Annotated in this window: 22 protein-coding genes; 11 read left to right on the top strand and 11 right to left on the bottom strand. The window is 61.9% G+C overall.

Annotated elements, in window-relative coordinates:
- The first annotated feature begins 91 nt into the window (after positions 1-91).
- From E4P09_RS02310 to E4P09_RS02265, 10 genes are all read left to right on the top strand, one after another.
- Positions 92-1168, top strand: coding sequence for a DUF2793 domain-containing protein (locus tag E4P09_RS02310; RefSeq protein ID WP_137387956.1), 1077 nt, complete (start codon positions 92-94; stop codon positions 1166-1168).
- A 41-nt stretch (positions 1169-1209) separates the two neighbouring features.
- A complete protein-coding gene (locus E4P09_RS02305) occupies positions 1210-2046 on the top strand; it encodes a phage tail tube protein (RefSeq protein ID WP_137387955.1) in 837 nt (278 codons plus the stop codon).
- A gap of 10 nt (positions 2047-2056) precedes the next feature.
- Positions 2057-2434, top strand: a complete 378-nt coding sequence (locus tag E4P09_RS02300) for a DUF1515 family protein (protein ID WP_137387954.1) — start codon at positions 2057-2059, stop codon at positions 2432-2434.
- A gap of 50 nt (positions 2435-2484) precedes the next feature.
- Positions 2485-2856, top strand: a complete 372-nt coding sequence (locus E4P09_RS02295) for a hypothetical protein (protein ID WP_137387953.1) — start codon at positions 2485-2487, stop codon at positions 2854-2856.
- The gene (locus E4P09_RS02290) at positions 2853-4295 is read left to right on the top strand and encodes a glycosyl hydrolase family 28-related protein (RefSeq protein ID WP_137387952.1); all 1443 of its coding nucleotides are present in this window, start codon (positions 2853-2855) and stop codon (positions 4293-4295) included. The genes E4P09_RS02295 and E4P09_RS02290 overlap by 4 nt, the downstream gene beginning before the upstream one ends.
- A gap of 78 nt (positions 4296-4373) precedes the next feature.
- Complete coding sequence (locus E4P09_RS02285; protein WP_170984188.1) at positions 4374-4697, top strand: hypothetical protein; 324 nt, start codon at positions 4374-4376, stop codon at positions 4695-4697.
- Between the two features lie 104 nt (positions 4698-4801).
- Positions 4802-4993 (top strand): hypothetical protein, encoded by a 192-nt coding sequence (locus tag E4P09_RS02280; protein WP_137387950.1) that lies wholly within the window; start codon positions 4802-4804, stop codon positions 4991-4993.
- 7 nt (positions 4994-5000) lie between these two features.
- Positions 5001-5819 (top strand): glycoside hydrolase family 19 protein, encoded by an 819-nt coding sequence (locus E4P09_RS02275; protein ID WP_137387949.1) that lies wholly within the window; start codon positions 5001-5003, stop codon positions 5817-5819.
- 3 nt (positions 5820-5822) lie between these two features.
- On the top strand, positions 5823-6206 hold the full coding sequence (locus E4P09_RS02270; RefSeq protein ID WP_239024998.1) for a hypothetical protein: 384 nt from the start codon (positions 5823-5825) through the stop codon (positions 6204-6206).
- Between the two features lie 565 nt (positions 6207-6771).
- Entirely contained in the window at positions 6772-8229 is a 1458-nt protein-coding gene (locus tag E4P09_RS02265; RefSeq protein WP_137387948.1) for a hypothetical protein, read from the top strand.
- Between the two features lie 39 nt (positions 8230-8268).
- Here the strand turns inward: E4P09_RS02265 and E4P09_RS02260 are convergent, their stop codons facing one another.
- Entirely contained in the window at positions 8269-8859 is a 591-nt protein-coding gene (locus E4P09_RS02260; protein WP_137387947.1) for an SOS response-associated peptidase, read from the bottom strand.
- Positions 8860-8914: 55 nt separating this feature from the next.
- On the opposite strand from E4P09_RS02260, the gene E4P09_RS02255 reads away from it, so the two are divergent.
- On the top strand, positions 8915-9415 hold the full coding sequence (locus E4P09_RS02255; RefSeq protein ID WP_137387946.1) for an SOS response-associated peptidase family protein: 501 nt from the start codon (positions 8915-8917) through the stop codon (positions 9413-9415).
- Positions 9416-9804: 389 nt separating this feature from the next.
- On the opposite strand, the gene E4P09_RS02250 is transcribed toward E4P09_RS02255, so the two are convergent.
- The 10 genes from E4P09_RS02250 to E4P09_RS02205 form a co-directional block, all read right to left on the bottom strand.
- Complete coding sequence (locus tag E4P09_RS02250) at positions 9805-10212, bottom strand: hypothetical protein (protein ID WP_137387945.1); 408 nt, start codon at positions 10210-10212, stop codon at positions 9805-9807.
- A gap of 482 nt (positions 10213-10694) precedes the next feature.
- Complete coding sequence (locus E4P09_RS02245) at positions 10695-11189, bottom strand: hypothetical protein (protein WP_137387944.1); 495 nt, start codon at positions 11187-11189, stop codon at positions 10695-10697.
- Positions 11190-11253: 64 nt separating this feature from the next.
- Entirely contained in the window at positions 11254-12435 is a 1182-nt protein-coding gene (gene trbL / locus E4P09_RS02240; RefSeq protein WP_239024997.1) for a P-type conjugative transfer protein TrbL, read from the bottom strand.
- A gap of 4 nt (positions 12436-12439) precedes the next feature.
- Positions 12440-12727, bottom strand: coding sequence for a putative entry exclusion protein TrbK-alt (gene trbK-alt / locus E4P09_RS02235; RefSeq protein WP_137387943.1), 288 nt, complete (start codon positions 12725-12727; stop codon positions 12440-12442).
- 14 nt (positions 12728-12741) lie between these two features.
- The gene (gene trbJ / locus E4P09_RS02230) at positions 12742-13521 is read right to left on the bottom strand and encodes a P-type conjugative transfer protein TrbJ (protein ID WP_137387942.1); all 780 of its coding nucleotides are present in this window, start codon (positions 13519-13521) and stop codon (positions 12742-12744) included.
- Positions 13518-16010 carry a conjugal transfer protein TrbE gene (gene trbE / locus E4P09_RS02225; protein WP_137387941.1) on the bottom strand — a complete coding sequence of 831 codons (2493 nt, stop codon included), beginning with the start codon at positions 16008-16010 and terminating at the stop codon, positions 13518-13520. Before trbE ends, trbJ begins: the two co-directional genes overlap by 4 nt.
- 9 nt (positions 16011-16019) lie before the next feature.
- A complete protein-coding gene (locus E4P09_RS02220; protein WP_137387940.1) occupies positions 16020-16301 on the bottom strand; it encodes a VirB3 family type IV secretion system protein in 282 nt (93 codons plus the stop codon).
- A complete protein-coding gene (locus E4P09_RS02215; protein ID WP_137387939.1) occupies positions 16301-16633 on the bottom strand; it encodes a TrbC/VirB2 family type IV secretion system protein in 333 nt (110 codons plus the stop codon). Before E4P09_RS02215 ends, E4P09_RS02220 begins: the two co-directional genes overlap by 1 nt.
- A complete protein-coding gene (trbB, locus tag E4P09_RS02210) occupies positions 16630-17610 on the bottom strand; it encodes a P-type conjugative transfer ATPase TrbB (protein WP_137387938.1) in 981 nt (326 codons plus the stop codon). The genes E4P09_RS02215 and trbB overlap by 4 nt, the downstream gene beginning before the upstream one ends.
- A gap of 147 nt (positions 17611-17757) precedes the next feature.
- The gene (locus E4P09_RS02205; RefSeq protein ID WP_170984187.1) at positions 17758-18237 is read right to left on the bottom strand and encodes a CopG family transcriptional regulator; all 480 of its coding nucleotides are present in this window, start codon (positions 18235-18237) and stop codon (positions 17758-17760) included.
- Positions 18238-18240 lie beyond the last annotated feature (3 nt).

Below are 18240 nucleotides of genomic sequence, written 5' to 3'. Positions count from 1 at the left end.
CAGCTGAATGTAGATCGTGTGCAGCATTGCTGGGCATTGACTATAGCCGTTGCCGCCCGTCGGCGGCGTTCGTCGAAGAGGTAACCCGAATATGGCCGATAGTGCAAATCTGGGCATGCCCTATATCGAGGCAGCCCAGGCCCAGAAGCATGTGACCCATAATGAGGCGCTGGATGTGCTGGACGCGGTGGTGCAGCTCGCTGTGCTCGACCGTGACCTGACCGCGCCGCCGGGAAGCCCGGCCGAGGGCGATCGCTATTTGGTGGCGACTGGGGCAACCGGTGCCTGGACCGGGCAGGACGGCAAGGTGGCGGCGTTCCAGGCCGGTGGCTGGACCTTCCATGTGCCGCGCGAGGGCTGGCTGGCGTGGGTGCAGGACGAGGATTTGGCCCTGGTGTTCGACGGTGCGGGCTGGGTGCCGTTTGCCGGCGACACAGCGGAGCTGCAGAATGTGCAGCTGCTTGGGCTTAGGGCGACGGCGGACGAGACCAACCCGCTTTCCGCCACGCTCAACTCCGCCCTGTTCAATGCCCGCTATGCCGGGTTCGGTGGCACCGGCGACCTTCGCTATGTCCTGAACAAGGAAGCCGTTGGGAATACGGTGTCGTTCCTGTTTCAGGACAATTTCTCCGGCCGGGCGGAGTTCGGGCTCATCGGCAATGACGAGTTCACCCTCAAGACCTCGGCCGATGGCTCCGCCTGGGCTGACGCCTTGCGCGCCAAGCCGGGCGGGCTGGTGGAGCTGCCGGGCAACCCCAAATTCTCCGTGTTTCTCGATGCCGACCAGCTCGTCGCGGCCGATACCTGGACCACCATCACCTTGAATCAGGAAGAGTTCGACAACCGCGCCGCCTTTGATACCGGCACCCATCTGTTCACCGCACCGGCGGCGGGCGTCTACCTCCTGGGTGCAAGCCTGCTCTACAAGATCAGTGTGAGCGCCAACGCTCGCATGCGGGCGCGGTTGTGGAAGAATGGGACGACGGTCATTCCCGGCTCGATCGGCGGCATCACCGCTGCCCATACCACCACGGTGACCGCCATCTGGCTCTCCGTGGCCACCTTGCTGGCGCAGGGCGACACGGTGGCCCTGCAGGGCTTCTTTGCTGCCGAGAGCGCCAACTTCGCCGCCAACCACACCCGCTTCTGGGGGGCACTCGTGCCCTGACCTGATCCGGCCAACGCTTTTCGATCAATAGGAGGGGTCACATGTCCGATGCTGTCATCGGCTATGGGGTTGCGTTCGAGCGCAATGTGGGCTTGCCCGGCGTCTATGAGGCCATCGGCGAGCTGATCGAGCCGGGAGCACCTGGCCTGACGCGGGATGCGCCGGATGCCACCCATGCGGCAAGTGCTGATGCCTATCGCGAGTTCATCTCCGGCCTGCGCGATGGCGGCGAGGTGACGTTCACCCTGGCGCTCAAGCCCGGCGATGACACTCAGGCGCTGCTCTATGCCGACGTGAACAGCGATGCGCCGCGCTCCTACCGCATCGTGTTCCCCAACACCCAGGCCACGGCCTGGATCTTCGATGGGCTGGTGACGGGGCTCAACCCCGCCCTGCCGATCGATGACCGCATGACGCTCGCAGTGACCATCAAGGTGACGGGCAAGCCGGTGATCGACAACATCAATCTGGGCACGGTGGTCTTCTTCGACGACTTCTCGTCCTATGCCGACGATGCCGCGCTCAATGCCGCCTGGACCGCCGACAATGGCGCGGTGCTCACCTTGAGCAGCGGCCGCATGCTGGTGACCAACGGCTTGGCCTCGGCCGGCAATGCCAACCGCTCATTCACGACGCAGCCCGGCGCTTCCTACGTGCTGCGCCTGGAGAATGTGGGCGCGGGCAATGCCTTGTTCCGGGTGGGCACGGCAGCCAACGGCCAGCAGCTGGTGTCCAACACGGTGCTGCCGCCCGGTGCGTTCGAGACCGCCCCCTTCGTGGCCACGGGCGCGACCGCCTGGATCGGGCTCAACACCAATACGGCCGTGCTCAGCGCCGCGCGGCTGTTCGACAACATCGTCGTGATGCGGCTGGACTAGGACCCACGCCATGGCTGGTCCTGACACAAGCCTCCATAGAGAAATTGCGCAGCTCTCCGCCAAGCTCGACCTGCTGCAGACCGATGTCGGCGAGATCAAGCGGGCGATGCGTGAGGGCGAGCGCGAGGCCGCCGACAGCCGGCGGCACCTGCATGAGGCGGTGGGCGGGCTTGGCGAGCGCATGGTACTGGCGGAACGCAATATCGAGGTGCTGGAGCATGCGGTTGGGGTGATCCGCCCCTTTGCCGACGAGCTGGAGCGCTGGAAGCAGCGGGGCATCGGCGCCGCCTTCGTCCTCACTTTTCTCGGTGGGCTGGTGGGCGCAGGCCTCACCGCCTTCTGGAGCAAGCTTGTAGCGGTTCTGCCGCTGCCCAGGGGCTGGACTTAATCCCCGTACGCTGCGGGGGATCTATTATCGGAAAGGCTGAGACAGGGGCCATGATGAGCGCGGCCAAGACGGACTATGTCATCACCCGGGGCGACGACTGGCGGCAAGAGATCGTGCTGCTCGACGGCAATGACGCGATGATCGACCTCACCGGCTTCGCAGTAGCCTTCGCCATCGACTGGCCGGGCGGCTACTTGGAGCTGACGGAAGGCGAAGGGATCACCGTGCATGCGCCGCTCGGCACCATCGTGCCGGCCTTGACCCCAGCCCAGACCCGGGTGCTGCCCTTGGGGCGGCTGACCCGCTACCAGCTGCGGCTTGCAGCACCGCTCGACCCGCCCGACAGCCTGCAGCCGGGCCTCCATACCTATCTGCGCGGCTTCCTGGTGGTGAAGCCTTCCCTGTTCGAGGCCGATCAATGACCACTTACGTGCAAGTCCTTCAGGGTGCGACGAACCTCAGTGTGGTGGGCAACCTGTTCGATGCAGCCCGCGTGCCCAATGCAAGGATGTGGGGCGCCAAGGGTGATGGCGAGAGCGACGATACCGACCGGCTGCAGCAGGCCATCACCAAGTGCCTGGCCAATGGCGACCCGCTCTATGTGCCGCCGGGGATCTATCTGATCTCCGCACCCTTGGTGGTGGACAAGGCCTGCGCCCACATCTTCGGCGCCGTGCCGGTCTTGACCGCCGGCCTCGTCAATCCCGGCGTCTACGACAACAGCCGGCGGGTGTCGACGCTGAAGGCCGCGAGCGGCTTCGCTGCGAGCAGCACCGGCGCCATGATCCATGTGCCCAATGACGGGGTGACCGCGGAGGAACGGCGCAACCTGGTGTTCCGCAACCTGTTCTTCCTCGGTGATGAGGCGGCGCGCCAGCGCGGCATCTGGATAGAGGGGGCCTGCAAGTTCCCGGCGGTGGTGGCTTGCGGGTTCAGGGGGATCGGCCTCGAGGCAATCCGCAACGACGGGGGACAGGTGCTGCTCCTGCGCGATGTGTATGCGAACCGCGGCTATATGGCCGGCGTCGACTTCGCCGGCGCGCCGCTCGTCGACTATGCCGGCGTGATCTACAACAACCGGCCCGATGCCCTGTTCGACAATGTACATGCCGGCCATTCCGGGCCGAACGATAGCCCTTCCGGGCTCATCGCCTCGTTCCTCATGACAGGGGTTTCCAACTGCCGCATGAGCAATTGCGTGGCCGAGAATGCGGACGTGGGCTGCCTATGGCAAGGCACGGCGGGCCTGATCACCAATGGTCGCTTCGAGCTCTGCGGCAAGGAAGGTCTCGTGGTGACCGGGCAGCGCAACCAGGTCACCAATGCCAGCTTCGGCATCACCCTGTCGAGCCGGCAGGACGGCACCTATGACGCGCTGCGCGTGACCGGCTCGCAGAACCTGTTCGTCAACCTGAGCCTCAACACCACGGCCGGCCAGGTGCGACACTTCATCAATGACGAAAGCAACGTGCCGGCGCATCAGCGCAACCAGTATGTCGGCATCTATACGGCCAACCAGAGCGCCGCCATCCCGCGCATCGCCCAGCGTATCATCACCAAGACCGGGGCGGGCACGTCGATCGGCTATGCGGGCTCGCCCGGCTGGACCAACTTCTTTGACGCTGGTGGCGGCTCGATCAATGTGGACGGGGTCTCCGCCCTCAACTTCACGCCGCCGGCGACGGTGACCAATCTCCTGAACGGGGTCGACGGACAGGTGGTGCGGCTGCAGGCATCGAACGGCACCACCTACGCGCACGGGACCGGCAACCTGCGCACCCAGACCGGCGCCAACAAGACCGTCGGCGCCAATGTGGTGGTCTCCTTCATCCGCCGCGGTGGGGTGTGGTATGAGGTTTAGACTGGCGTGTGCACGTTGCGGAGGCGATCAGCTTTGGAGCCGCTTTGCCTTTTTACGGAAGTCGCACTTGGGCAAGATATGGATAAGTCGAGAACCGAATTGCAAGGTTGGGGTGAGATCAGTGAGGGGTTGGGTTCTCCCATCCGCAAAGTCTTAGAGCAGCGCGAAAGCAACGGCTTGCGCAGCATTGTTCGAATGGCCACCGGCGAGGAACTCTTAGTTTGCGATGTAGCATGGGGGCGAGATGCTGGTGACATTTGGGAGCACGTCACCGCCAATCTGCATCCCTCGAACCAAGATCAGGGGATTCATTTTTTCATTTTGTCGGATGTGGTCTCTGTTGCGGATCCTGACAGTGGTGCAGTCATAATTGAACAGGAGCCCGCCCCCGGCCAGAGGTGATCATCGCGGTGGTTGCCATAAATAATCCACACTCAGTCGCGTCCCCCGATCTCATCCCTTCCAGACCGTAAAACCTAATTTCTGGCCTCTTCAGGGGAGTAGCCATGCTCAAGCGCCTGTGGATCGGCGCCCTGGGATTCGTCCTATGGGCGGCGGTGGTGGCCACCTTTTGCCTTGGTGGCCTGGATCTGGTCGCGGGGGAAACCCGCGTCTTCAAACACCCGCCTTACCCGCTGCCGCGGGACTGGGTCGCGCCGCGATCGGTGATTGTCTTTGCCGCCTGTACCAACGCGTGAGGTTCCCATGACCATCAACCGCGAGACCTTCTTTGCCTATGTGCGCCGGGCACCGTTCGGCGGCAGGCTCACCCAGCAGCAGGTGGATGGCCTCAGCGCCATCCTCTCCCATTGGGAAGCCTGGTCGCAGAACAGGGACATCCGCTGGCTCGCCAACATGCTGGCGCAGGTCCATCACGAGACGGGCGGGCGCTTTGCCCCGGTGCGCGAGGGCTTTGCCGGGAGCGACAAGGCCGCCCGAAAGATCGTGGCCAGGCGCAGCTACGGCAAGGCCGAGGCCACCGGCCAGGTCTATTACGGCCGTGGCCTCATTCAGCTCACCTGGCTCAAGAATTACAAGCGCATGGGCGATCTGCTCGGGGTCGACCTGGTGAACGCGCCCGACCTGGCGCTCGACCTGGACGTGTCCATCCGCATTCTGTTCGAGGGCATGGCGCAGGGCCTGTTCACCGGCAAAGGGCTGGGGGACTATTTCAATGCCACCACCGATGACCCGATCGGCGCCCGGCGCGTCGTCAACGGCACCGACAAGGCCAAGCTGATCGCCGGCTATCACAAGAACTTCCTCGATGCGCTCAGGGCCGCTCAGGCCGCTGTCATCCCGCCGGCCGATGTCTCGCCGGCCGCAGCGGAGCCAGATGGCCCGCCACTGGTCAAGGACACCACGATCTGGACCGGCATAGCCTCTGCTGCTGGTGGGCTGCTCACAGGGGTGCTCGGCGCGCTCGACAACCCCTGGGCGCTCGCTGGCTTCGGCATCGTGGTGGTTGCCCTCGTGGTGCTCGTTATCAAGCGCAAGGACCTGCGCTACCGCTTCGGAGCCTGAGCGATGTTCACCATGATCACCTGGCTGTTCGGCTGGCTGGCCAGCGGACCGTTGGACCGGATCCTCACATCCATCGACCACAAGGTGGACAACGAGACCGAGCGCGAGCGAATCAAGACGGAGGTGGTGGCGGAGTATCTGAAGGCGCAGGCCGCCATCAGCACCGGCCGCGGCTGGTGGTTCCCGCTGCTGTTCCTGGTGCCGGCAGGCCTTTGGTTTGCGGCGGTGTGCGTCTATTCAATCCTATTGTGCCGGGCTTGCGCCTTCCCTCAGAACTGGACCATTGCCGCTCTGCCGCCGCCGCTGGACGAATGGATCGGGGCCATCATTGCATCGTTGTTCATTGGGAAGGTGGGGGGCGAGCTGGTGGCGAGGCTAAGGCGATGAGGGAAATACAAGGCGCGTATCCGCCCACTTGGCTTACTGGAAAGACGATATGAGCCTGGGGTTGCGACGCGATTGTCTGGGGAGTCAGCGGCACACCGAGTCGATTGCTGAATCTCGCCGCGAATTGTGGCGAACCTCAGGAGGTGGTAATGCTCGACTGATCAGAATGGGTTGGTCTCAGGAAAATCACAAGTGAGTTCTAGGCAGGAGGCGCGCCTAGTCTTCGTGAAAAACATGAAAGGTTGAGTTCGTGCCGAGAAAATGGAAATTTGCCAGATTTCTATATGAAAGGCAGATTTCTAGCCATACGTTGTCTTGGATATACATAAAGTTGCTATTTGGTATTAGCTGTGGCATTGTATTGAATTCAGGTCCTGAGGTTCAAGGACATGTTATTCCGCTAGTGGGTAGCGAATCTGCTTCGATTTATGGTTCAATTTACAATGAAAATATAATTAGACTACCATCTCTTAACGAATGGATGCAGAGTAATATTTATAGTTTTTACTTATGTATAGGTATTATAATATCATTTATTTCTCTGTCCGCTAGAACCATACCTCACTTGGCTGCAAAGGTATTTGTTACAACGCTTTCACTGCTAATTATATATGATATTTTACTTGGAATTTATCACGAAAATATCGACATTCCATACATTATGACAAACGTCATTAGCAATGTAATCGGGGCGCTGTTCATAGTCATTTTTTTCCTCTTCAACTTGGGAATCATCTTCAAAATATCAGAGTATTGGAATGAGCAGTGTCTGTTTAGACGATTGATTTACAGTATAGTAATTCTCGGTAGTGGAGTTTTTGTATCAATATTTGCGTTCTGGTCGTTAGACGTGCTTTATAATCCTATTCCAGCTAAGATTGATGCTGTGCTTGAGGCGCCGGTTTCAGGTATTTTAGCCGCTCCAGAAGCGGATGAACTAGGGCAAGCGGTTAGCGATAACCAACAGGGGCCATTCCGACTCATATCTGACGCTGCAACCAATGGATTAATTACTTGGCGTGGAATAGCAGAGCTGAGGGCGACCTGGCAAGGAGAGGTTCCATTCGACGCGATCGTAAGCGTCTATGCGGATTGCGCTCGTCCTGAGGACATAGAGAAGGTGTCAGCCCAGGCACCGAGAATGACCATACACGGATTGCAGCGATTGGAAGTCCGGGCGAGCGACGGTTACGCAGAGTTCGGTTTCTTAAATCGCAACGCAGAAGCAAAAGCCACTGTAGAGACAACAAACGTGACGCAGTTTGGGCTGGATCGGGATGGGGCAGGCAAGACCTTAATCAGACAGTTCATCGGAGATCGTGGCGCCGTAAGATTTGAGACTCGTGATCTGCCCACTAAGATGTATCTAACTGCAATATTCGTCGGTGATGATCCTGAAACAATGAGAGATATTAAAATAATCGGAGGAAAGTCAGTTTATGAATTGCTTGTGAGCTCGTCAAATAAGGGTAAAATGATGGAGTGTAGAGGGCTCGACGCTACGAAGACACTAAAAAAGGGTGGAAACTCAGACCGGATGTCTAGTGGTGGTGCCGTTGGCTTGCTAGTCGAGCTTGTTTCCTCACGATCACCAAGCACGAGTTACTTGGTTTCGGCTACGCTGGATATAACAGGAGAGGCCGGATGGATTCATGCTGCCGGACTAAGTGACGACCAACTGCAAGCAATGCCCAATGGTGCATTGAGGTTACTGGGCTTTGTCGGCAGCGTAGCGAACTTCGATATAAATGGGGAGATCAGGCAGTTATCTTTATTTGATGAAGTTGTGGCGATAGGCGATTTGGAGGGAGGCTTTCAGTCTCAGGGGCGATTAAGGATCTCGGGCACCGCTAAGGCGCTTTGGAAAAAGGGACGCCGATTCATTCCGACCAAATGGGAAACGTGGGACTGGGACCTGCGTCTGTTAGTGTTCTCGATAATTTTCGGAGTCGGCTTGTCGGTCGGCCGCATCGCATTGGGAGTTTTTAAAGATAGTCCGGAAATTCGGTGGTCTTCTCTCTAGTCGGAACTGTTGTGCGCGCCTGGATGGAGGGTCTTGGCGTTAACCGACGTGTTCAACCTGCAGCGTTCCAGAGGGAAGAGGCTTTATCAGCGATTTTGCCGAGACTGAAGGGTCGAGCCAGTCCGCCCAGGCGCTCCGATCGAGGATGACGATCTGCCTGTCGTGATAGGGCGCGATGTCCGGACCAGGCGGCATTGTGAGCATGGTGAAGGCCTCGCCGACCTCCCGCGTGGCGCGCCAGATGCCGGCGATGCAGAACCATGTTTCGCCGCGCCACGTGAACAGCCATTTGTCCTTCCGCTTTTTCTTCGGATCAGCAGGCGTCGTGAACTCGTAGAAGCCATCGGCGATGATCAGGCAGCGGCCGGACGTGAACTCCCGTCCCTCCGAGCGAAAGTTGTAGACCGGACGGCCGCCGGGACCTGGCCAGCTCCAGCGGCGCTGAACGAGATCGCCCTCGCCGAGCTGGCCTTCAACCTCACGAACGATGGGGCCAACATCGGTGATCTTTATGTCATCGCGCGGTTCGACGTTGGGCCTCCCCTCGCTGAACCGGACCTTGATGTTCATGGCAGCAAAGTCCTCCGCAATCTTCGACACATCCACGTGCAGGCGATAGTCGTTACACATGCTGTCAGGCCTCGTCGCGCTTGCGCTTCAAGAATGTTCCTACTATGTTCTCGGCATGACGGCCATCGCCTTCGACCTTGACGCTCCGCTCGGCCACCGCCGTGTCATCATAAGACGCGACGGAGATGGTGTGGAGATGGTTGAATTACCTTGGGGTCTCAACCCAAGCCCGCCCGGAGGCCGACCGTTCGCGCTGGTGCGGTCGGAACGACATTTCCCAAGCCATCGCTGCCTCATTCCAGCGTCGGAGTTCCGATTTGGCCGGGCCAAGCATCGATACACCGTTTCGCTGCGGAGCCAAGACTGGTTCTACCTTGCGGGAATTTGGCGCCCGGCATCAGAAGGCTGGCCCGAGGCCTTTGCTATTCTGACCGTGGAAGCGAACGCCGACATCGCGCCTTATCAAGAGCGCCAAATGGCTGTGCTCCGGCGCGAGCACCGGATGCACTGGCTCGACCTGCGTCCAGAGCACGACCTGCTGCGGCCGTTGCCCGCCGGCAGCTTCGCCGTTTCGCTTCTCGGCGAGAAAGCTCGGCAGGCGGCGCTCGCGATCTGATACCCCATGGTGTCGGCCAAGGATCCTTACCTGCCAAGGGATTTCGATGAAGCTGAATTGATTGGCTGGGAGGGTTATGAGCTCTTCTGCGGAAAGTGCCGGGCGCTCACATTGAGGCGTTTCGCAGATCTCCGGCGCAAGACCCCGAGACGAAACATCGTTGATGTGGCATCTCGCCTCGTGTGCTCAAAGCATCGGGTAAGAGCGGAACGTGTTTCCCTTCATCGACAGCTCAAGAGCAGCAGTGGCGTCCTATCGGGATCCGTGGACCTGCAGATTTTTCCCGAATTTGGGGAATTCGAGGTGAGCATGCTGGGAGGCCGTCCAGCAGACAAGTTCCAAGAGCTTATTGAACAGCTTCACCGAGGGATGCGGTTCCGGCCTGGCATTTAGTTCTTGCGCTTCCGTCTTTCGATGATCTCATCCAAGCCGTGCAGGTCATCGGCGACGATATCCACGCCCGGCGCGTCGAGCGATAGTGGCTCTGACCCAGGTCCTTTGTTGAGGTTGCTGAAAAATCCACCTGAATGAGCGGACGCACGCACGGCGGTGCTGCCGCGAGCCAGCTCTGCGTATTTGGCCGCGAACGGGCTATCGGGATAGCGTCGGGCCGCTTCACGGGCCAGAAAAACGATGGCGTCGGTGATGTTCTGGAACTCCCCTTCAGCCTCGAACCCGTTCAGGGCGTCACCAAGCCAAGCGCGGTAACCGCAAAATGCGAAAGTGGAGATCCCCCAATTGATCTCACTCGCATAGAGATCTGTCAGGATCCTCAAGGGTTCGATCGGCCTTGGCATGTGTGCACCTCGTCTGTGCCGATTCAATCGCCGGCTCCTGGCATCGTTCCCGCCACCCATCTCGTGCCCTTTCTTCGATGAGACCTCCGCTGGTCTGGAACGGTGCCAATTACTTCGTGCACGGAGCAGGGCGAAGCGGTTTGAACTTTTGCGCTTTTGGGGCCTGAAGTGAGCGCTTAAAAGTCTCAACCGCCGTTGATTTTTCAGGATTTTCTGCCGGCCTGTCACGCCGGAGGCCGCGGGTTCGAGCCCCGTCACTCCCGCCATCTTTTCAATGACTTAGCGGAAGCGCGTCCAGAAGTTTAGACTCTCATCGCCTGCGCGTTTGAACTTTGGGCTCTAATCGCTCGCGTGGCGAGGCTTTTGACAGCCTTTTTTCCGCGCCTTGGTCGTGTCGCGGATGATCTCATGCCTCACGTCCGTTTGAAACAGAGCACGCCTCAGCCTCTGTGCCCGCGACGCAAGGATTGCCTGCCCGAGGCTTACGGCTTATGGCGGGTGACAATTTCAAACCTGCCTTCTTCAAGGAGTTTCTTGCCGTCCGGCATAATGATCCTCTCTTTAAATGTCCGTGTCTTATTGTCGTAATCAATCTGTATATAAAGAACCTTGTCTTTGGAATTATTGGGGAAATTTAGATAGTATCCGGTAAATCTGTCATCTCTTTCCGGATCTCCATCAAAGGCATAGAGACCATATGCGATTTTGTTGTCTTCGAATAAGCGAAATATTCTGTTGTTGAAATGTTCTGCGGATGTGTTTCTGTCGAGGCTTGAGGTATTCTCTTTCTTTGTGAAATTATAATAAATTTTGAGGCCTAAGCCATCCAGCGTCATTCTTGGGAGTTGGATGGTGCCGGAAACATTGGGAGGTGTAGCGCCATCATTGCTTTGGCCATGGCTCGAAATTGGGTAGAGCTGGGTAAATGTTGCCGCACATATGGCGGAGATCAATTTCAGAAGCGATCTGGAATACATGAAACATACTCCTATAAGATCACGCCAAATGTGAACATGATCGGTCTGAGGCATGTTTTTTTCGTTAGCTCACTTGGCGGATGCAGAGGCGTAGCTGCTCCGGCAGCGATTTGCGGATGTGTGCTTTCACCCTCGTGACCCTCCGTTGGCTTGGCTCACCATTGGATTTGGCCTGAGAGGGAGAGATAGTGGTTTGTCTGCCTCGAGGCGTATTCGAAGCCGTAGCCGATGGCGAAGGTGACGGGGGCTTGGGGGGCCTCGGCGGCGAGGGCCAGGTTGGCGCGGAAGCGGTCCTTGCCCAGCTTGGCGCCCTCGGTTTGGAAGGGCAGGCCCTTGGNCCGCCCCGAGCGCCGAGCATGGCCGTGCCGCCTGCCGCCGCCCCGCCCGCAAGCACCATGCCGCCGGCAGCGAGGCCCGTGCCAACGACCGCGCCCGCGCCGAGCTGCGGCCCGCCTGATACGATGCCGTTGGCGATGCCGGGACCGAAGATGCCGAGGCCGAGCAGCGACAGCGCGGCCAGCACGATAGCCATGGCCTCGTCGATGGTCGGAGTCTGACCGCCGAAGCCGGCCGTGAATTGCGAGAACAGGGTCGAGCCGATGCCGATGATGACGGCTAAGACCAAGACCTTGATGCCGGAGGACACCACGTTGCCAAGCACCTTCTCGGCCATGAACGCGGATTTGCCGAACAGGCCGAAGGGGATCAGCACGAAGCCGGCGAGCGTGGTCAGTTTGAACTCGATCAGCGTCACGAAAAGCTGGATGGCGAGGATGAAGAAGGCCATCACCACCAGCGCCCAGGCGAACAGCAGACACGCGATCTGGATGAAGTTCTCGAAGAAGGCGATCCAGCCCATCAGGTCTGAAATGGAGTCGAGAAGCGGGCGTCCGGCGTCGAGGCCGGTCTGTGCCACGCGGCCCGGCCGCATCAGGTCTTCGACGGAAAAGCCGGTGCCCGACGCCATGAGGCCGAGGCCGGCGAAGCTCTCGAAGACGATCCGGGCGAGATTGTTCCAGTTGCTAATGATGTAGGCGAGGACGCCGATGAACAGGGTCTTCTTCACCAGCCGGGCGATGATGTCGTCATCCGCGCCCCATGCCCAAAAGAGCGCGGCGAGGGTTACGTCGATGACGATGAGCGTGGTGGCGATGAACGCCACCTCGCCGCCGAGCAGACCGAAACCGGAGTCGATGTAGGAAGTGAAGACCCCGAGGAAATTGTCGATGACGCCCGTGTTGCCCATGCGCTCACCGCCCTTCGTCGGATTGCGGCGTAGCTGGTTCTGGCGTGCGGCCGAGGAAACGGTCGCGGGTCTCGGCCCATACGCGCAGGCACTCGGTGTCGTTTGCGGCGGCTTCGCCGAGTTGCTGGCATCGGCGCTGTCCCTCGCGCAGCGGATCGGCCGGCGGCTGGAAGGCCGGCGCAGGACGGGGCGCGGAAGGTTCGTCCTTCCGCGCCATGTCGATTGCGGTCGCCGTGACGGCGATGGCGACGAACACCACGGCCCCAAGCCGGGCCAACATCTTGCCGTCCATGGCGAGCCTCCGGGTCAGTTGTTGCCGTTGTTGAACATCTGCGCGTTGCCCGGCTGGTAGCCGGCGCCGGGCGTCAGGAACCGCTCGCGCTGGATGCGGCCCTGTTCGGCGGCGGTTGCGCGTTCCGCCTCCGTCAGCGCCTCGGCGCGGCCGTTCGCCGAGATGACCGCGATCAGGTCGGAAAGCTGCTGCGACTGGAGCGCGAGAAGCTGGTTGCCGGCCTGCGTGGCTTGCAATGCGCCGGTCGCGCCCTGGCTCTGGCCGACCAGCGCGCCCATCTCGGCACGGTTGGCGTCGATGTTGCCGACCGCGCCCGCCTGCACGCGCATCGCGTCCTGTAAGCCGCCGACCGTATTCTCCCAACGCGAACGCGCGTCGGCGACGAGCTGCTGTTCGGTGGCCGAAAGCGAGACATTGCCGTATTGCTGCTGGAACGCCTGGTCGATCTGGCCGACCTCGAAGGCGATGTTCTGCGCCTGGCCGAGAAGCTGTTGCGTGCGCTGGACGTTCTGCTGGAGCTGCTGGAGCGAGGAATACGGCAGGCTCGCCAGATTGCGGGCCTGATTAATGAGCATCTGCGCCTCGTTCTGGAGGCTCTGAATCTGGTTGTTGATCTGCTCCAGGGTGCGCGTGGCCGTGAGCACGTTCTGCGCGTAGTTGCTCGGGTCATAGACGATGCGGCCGAAGCCAAAGAGTTGGGCATGGGCCGGGCTTGTGAGCATGGGCGACAGCGCGACGGGCACGGCGAGCGCCAGCGCGAGGGCCGAGGCCCCGACGATCTTGGAATAGGTCATGGAAGAATCTCCTGTGTGGGGTGGGTATCCGGCACGGCCGGCGCGGCGGCTTCCGGCCGGTCGGCGAGATTGGTGAGGTTGGGGATCAGGTCGGCCGCCCAATCGACGCCGCGCTCGCGCAGCCAGGCGGCGAGGAAGCCGTCGCCTCCATGATCGGCGTGGATGCGCTCGATGGCAGCTTGATCGGATTTGGCGGATGCGGCGCAGAGCGCGAGGCCGACTTCGGACAGGCCCAGCTCGAACAGGCGATTTCCCCTGCGGCTTTGGCAGTAGTAGTCGCGCTTGGGCGTCGCCCGCGCGAGAATTTCGATCTGCCTGTCGTTCAAGCCGAAGCGACGATAGATGGCCGCAATCTGCGGCTCGATGGCGCGCTCGTTCGGGAGCAAGAGCCGCGTCGGACAGCTCTCGATGATGGCGGGCGCGATGTTGCTGCCGTCGATGTCGGACAGGCTTTGCGTGGCGAAGACGACCGATGCGTTTTTCTTGCGCAGCGTTTTCAGCCATTCGCGGAGCTGGCCGGCGAATCCCTCGTCATCCAGCGCAAGCCAGCCCTCGTCGATGATGAGCAGCGTTGGCCTTCCATAGAGCCGGTCGCCGATGCGATGGAACAGATAGGCGAGCACTGCCGGGGCCGCGCCGGTCCCGACCAGCCCCTCGATCTCGAACGCCTGCACGTCCGCCGAGCCGAGATATTCGGCCTCGGCGTCGAGCAAGCGGCCATAGGCACCGCCGACGCAGAACGGGCGCAATGCCTGCTTCAAGTCGTTCGACTGGAGGAGCACGCTCAAGCCGGTGATCGTCCGTTCCTCGACAGGCGCTGATGCGAGCGATGTCAGCGCCGTCCAGATGTGTTCCTTCACCTCTGGCGTGATGGCGATGCCTTCGCGCATGAGGATTGCGGCGATCCAGTCGCCGGCCCAGGCGCGTTCATAGGTGTCGTGGATGCGGGCGAGCGGCTGGAGCGAAACCGAGGCGTCGGACCCTTCTGTCAGCCCGCCGCCCAGGTCGTGCCAGTCGCCGCCCATGGCGAGGGCGGCTGCGCGGATCGAGCCGCCGAAGTCGAAGGCGAAAACCTGCGAACGCTCGTAGCGACGGAACTGGAGCGCCATGAGCGCCAGCAACACGGATTTGCCGGCACCCGTGGGGCCGACGACAAGCGTGTGGCCCACATCGCCGACATGGAGGGAAAACCGGAACGGGGTTGAGCCTTCGGTCCTGGCGTAAAGCAATGGAGCGTCGCCGAAATGCTCGTCCCGTTCCGGCCCCGCCCACACCGCCGAGAGCGGGATCATGTGGGCGAGATTCAAAGTGCTGATGGGCGGCTGCCTCACGTTCGCGTAGGCGTGTCCGGGCAGCGAGCCGAGCCATGCGTCAACCGCGTTGACCGTCTCGGCCATGGCGGTGAAGTCGCGGCCCTGGATGATCTTCTCGACAAGGCGCAGCTTCTCGTCGGCTATGCGCGGGTCGGCATCCCATACGGTGACGGTCGCCGTGACGTAGGCCATGCCCGCCACGTCCGCCCCGAGTTCCTGCAACGCCATGTCGGCGTCGAGCGCCTTGTTGGCGGCGTCGGTGTCCACGAGCGCGGATTGCTCGTTGGTCATCACCTCTTTCAGGATCGCCGCGATGCTCTTGCGCTTGGCGAACCATTGCCGTCTGATCTTGGTCAGCAGCCGGGTCGCGTCGGTCTTGTCGAGCAGGATCGCGCGCGTGCTCCAGCGATACGGGAACGGCAGCCGGTTCATGTCGTCCAGCAGGCCCGGCGTCGTCGCGGTCGGGAATCCCACAATGGTCAGCACGCGCAGATGTGCGTCGCCAAGGCGCGGCTCCAGCCCGCCGGTCAAGGGCTGGTCGGCGAGCAGCGCGTCGAGGTGCATCGGCACCTCTGGCACGCGCACGCGATGGCGGTTGGTCGAGATGGTGGAATGGAGATAGGTGAGCGTGCCCGTGTCATCGAGCCAGCGGCATTCCGGCATAAAGCCGTCGAGCAACGCCAGCACGCGGTCGGTGCGGTCGATGAAGGCGCGCAACAGTTCCCATGGGTCCACGCCGGTTTTCTCGCGGCCCTCGTAAAGCCAGGTTTCGGCGCGGGCCGCTTCCTCGGCTGGCGGCAGATAGAGGAAGGTCAGGAAGTATCCGGACACGAAATGCGTGCCCGCTTCCTCGAAACCGGCTTTCCGCTCGGCATCGACCAGCGCGGACGCGGGATCGAGAAATATGCTGTCGGGATAGGTCGCGGCCTCGCTGCGTTGCGCTTCGACGAAAATGCTCCAGCCGGAGCCGAGGCGGCGCACGGCATTGTTGATGCGGCCGGCGACGGCGACCAGCTCGGCGGCGACGGCGGAGTCCAGATCGGGACCGCGAAACTTCGCGGTGCGCTGGAACGAGCCGTCCTTGTTGAGCACGACGCCTTGGCCGACCAGCGCGGCCCAGGGCAGATAGTCGGCGAGACGGGCGGCGGTGCGGCGGTATTCGGCAAGGTTCATCATGCCGCGCCCTCACGCCGCCAGGAAGGCGGGGATGCGCAGATGCCGCCGCCCCACCTCGACAAAGAGCGGATCGCGCTTCGCCGCCCATACGGCCGCGAAATGGCCGATGGCCCAGATGGCGAGGCCGACCAGCCAGAGGCGCAGGCCGAGGCCCACGGCCCCGGCCAGCGTTCCGTTCATGATGGCGATGGCGCGCGGTGCGCCGCCGAGCAGAATATGCTCGGTCAGCGCCCGGTGGACCGGGACGGTGAAGCCCGGCACCGCGTCGAGCCGTTCGAGATCGCCCGCCATCAAACGAGCGCCCCGCCGCCGAACGAGAAGAACGACAGGAAAAAGCTCGACGCTGCGAACGCAATCGACAGGCCGAACACGATCTGAATCAGGCGGCGGAAACCGCCGCTGGTGTCGCCGAAGGCCAGAGTCAGGCCGGTGACGATTATGATGATAACGGCGATGATCTTGGCGACCGGCCCCTCGATAGACTGAAGGATTTGCTCAAGCGGTTGCTCCCACGGCATCGACGAGCCGGACGCATGGGCGGCCGGGGCGAGCATGAGGCTGATGGCAAGGGCGGATGCGGCGGTCGCCATGCGGCGAGTGCCGCGCGAAATCGTGCGGATCATTGGGGTTCTCCTGTGCTGATGGTTGCGGGGGTGATGCGGTAGTCGCCGTCCGGCCCAAGCCCTTCGACGCGGGCGAGTTCGGCCAGCCGGCGCGCGGAACCGCGTCCGGAAAGGACGGCAACAAGGTCGATGGTCTCGGCGATCAGGGCGCGCGGGACGGTGACGACAGCCTCTTGAATGAGCTGTTCAAGGCGACGGAGCGCTCCGATGCCGGTTCCGGCATGGATGGTGCCGATCCCGCCGGGATGCCCTGTGCCCCACGCTTTGAGCAGGTCGAGGGCTTCGGAGCCGCGCACCTCGCCGATGGGGATGCGGTCGGGGCGCAGGCGCAGCGAGGACCGCACCAGATCGGAAAGCGTTGCCACGCCATCCTTGGTCCGCATGGCAACGAGGTTGGGCGCGGCGCATTGCAACTCGCGCGTATCCTCGATGATGACGACGCGATCCTGCGTCTTCGCCACCTCGGCGAGCAGCGCGTTGGTCAGCGTGGTCTTGCCGGTGCTGGTGCCGCCCGCGACGAGGATATTGGCGCGGGACGCGACGGCTTGGCGCAGCGTTTCCGCCTGATCAGCGGACATGATGCCGGCGGCCACGTAATCGTCGAGCGTGAAGACCGCCACGGCCGGCTTGCGGATGGCGAAGGCCGGCGCGGCGACCACGGGCGGCAGCAGACCCTCGAACCGCTCGCCGCTCTCCGGCAGTTCGGCCGAGACGCGGGGGCTGCGGGCATGAACCTCCGCGCCGACATGATGCGCGACCAACCGCACGATGCGTTCGCCATCGGCGGCGGACAGCCGTTCGCCCGTGTCGGCAAGCCCTTCGGACAGGCGGTCGATCCACAACCGTCCGTCCGGGTTCAGCATCACCTCGACCACGGCCGGGTCTTCGAGCAGCCGGGCAATGGCGGGGCCGAGCGCGGTGCGCAACATACGCGCGCCGCGCGCAATGGCTTCCGGTCTTTGGTGGTTGGCGGTCATGTCGGCCCCGGCTTCTTGCGGGGACGCGACAGGCCATCCCCGGATCGGGGTCGATTAAGAGAGGCCGAAATCCGGTCGGTTCAACAAGTATCTAGCTGCGTGCGGTGATCGGCGGCGAACGGCGGCAAATAGGATGGGTCCGAATACTTACTCTTGATCGCCGCTGGTCTGTGCCTCGTCTGGCACCGGGTCGTCGTGGAGTGAGTCGATGTCGCGCGACAGCTCTTTGAGGAACCTGTCACCCGTCGCCAGACGCCGGCCGAGATTCTGCATGAAGCCCTCGAACCGCTCCGCGCCTTTCGCGCGCGCAGCGGTTTGCGCGGCTCCCGTAAGCGGCGGCGTGAGGGTCATCCAGAAATGGATAAACTGCGCGACCGTCTCGCCGAGGACGGCGAGATCTAGGTCAAGCGTGTCGATCTGGCGGCCGAGCTTGTCCAAGCGGCGCGACATGGCGGCTTCAAGCTGGTCGGCGGAATCGCCGGACAGGTAGGACATGACCGCCGCCTCCACGATGGCGGATTTCGAGATATTGCGGCGCAGCGCCACCGAGCGACGCAGCGCCATCGCCTCAATCTGCGGAATGAGCGCCGGGTCGAAATAGAGATTCAGGCGGGTTCTGGTTGCCATGGG

This window comes from Rhodoligotrophos defluvii, from assembly GCF_005281615.1.
Lineage (GTDB): Bacteria > Pseudomonadota > Alphaproteobacteria > Rhizobiales > Im1 > Rhodoligotrophos > Rhodoligotrophos defluvii.
This window is presented reverse-complemented; position numbering and strand designations above follow the sequence as displayed.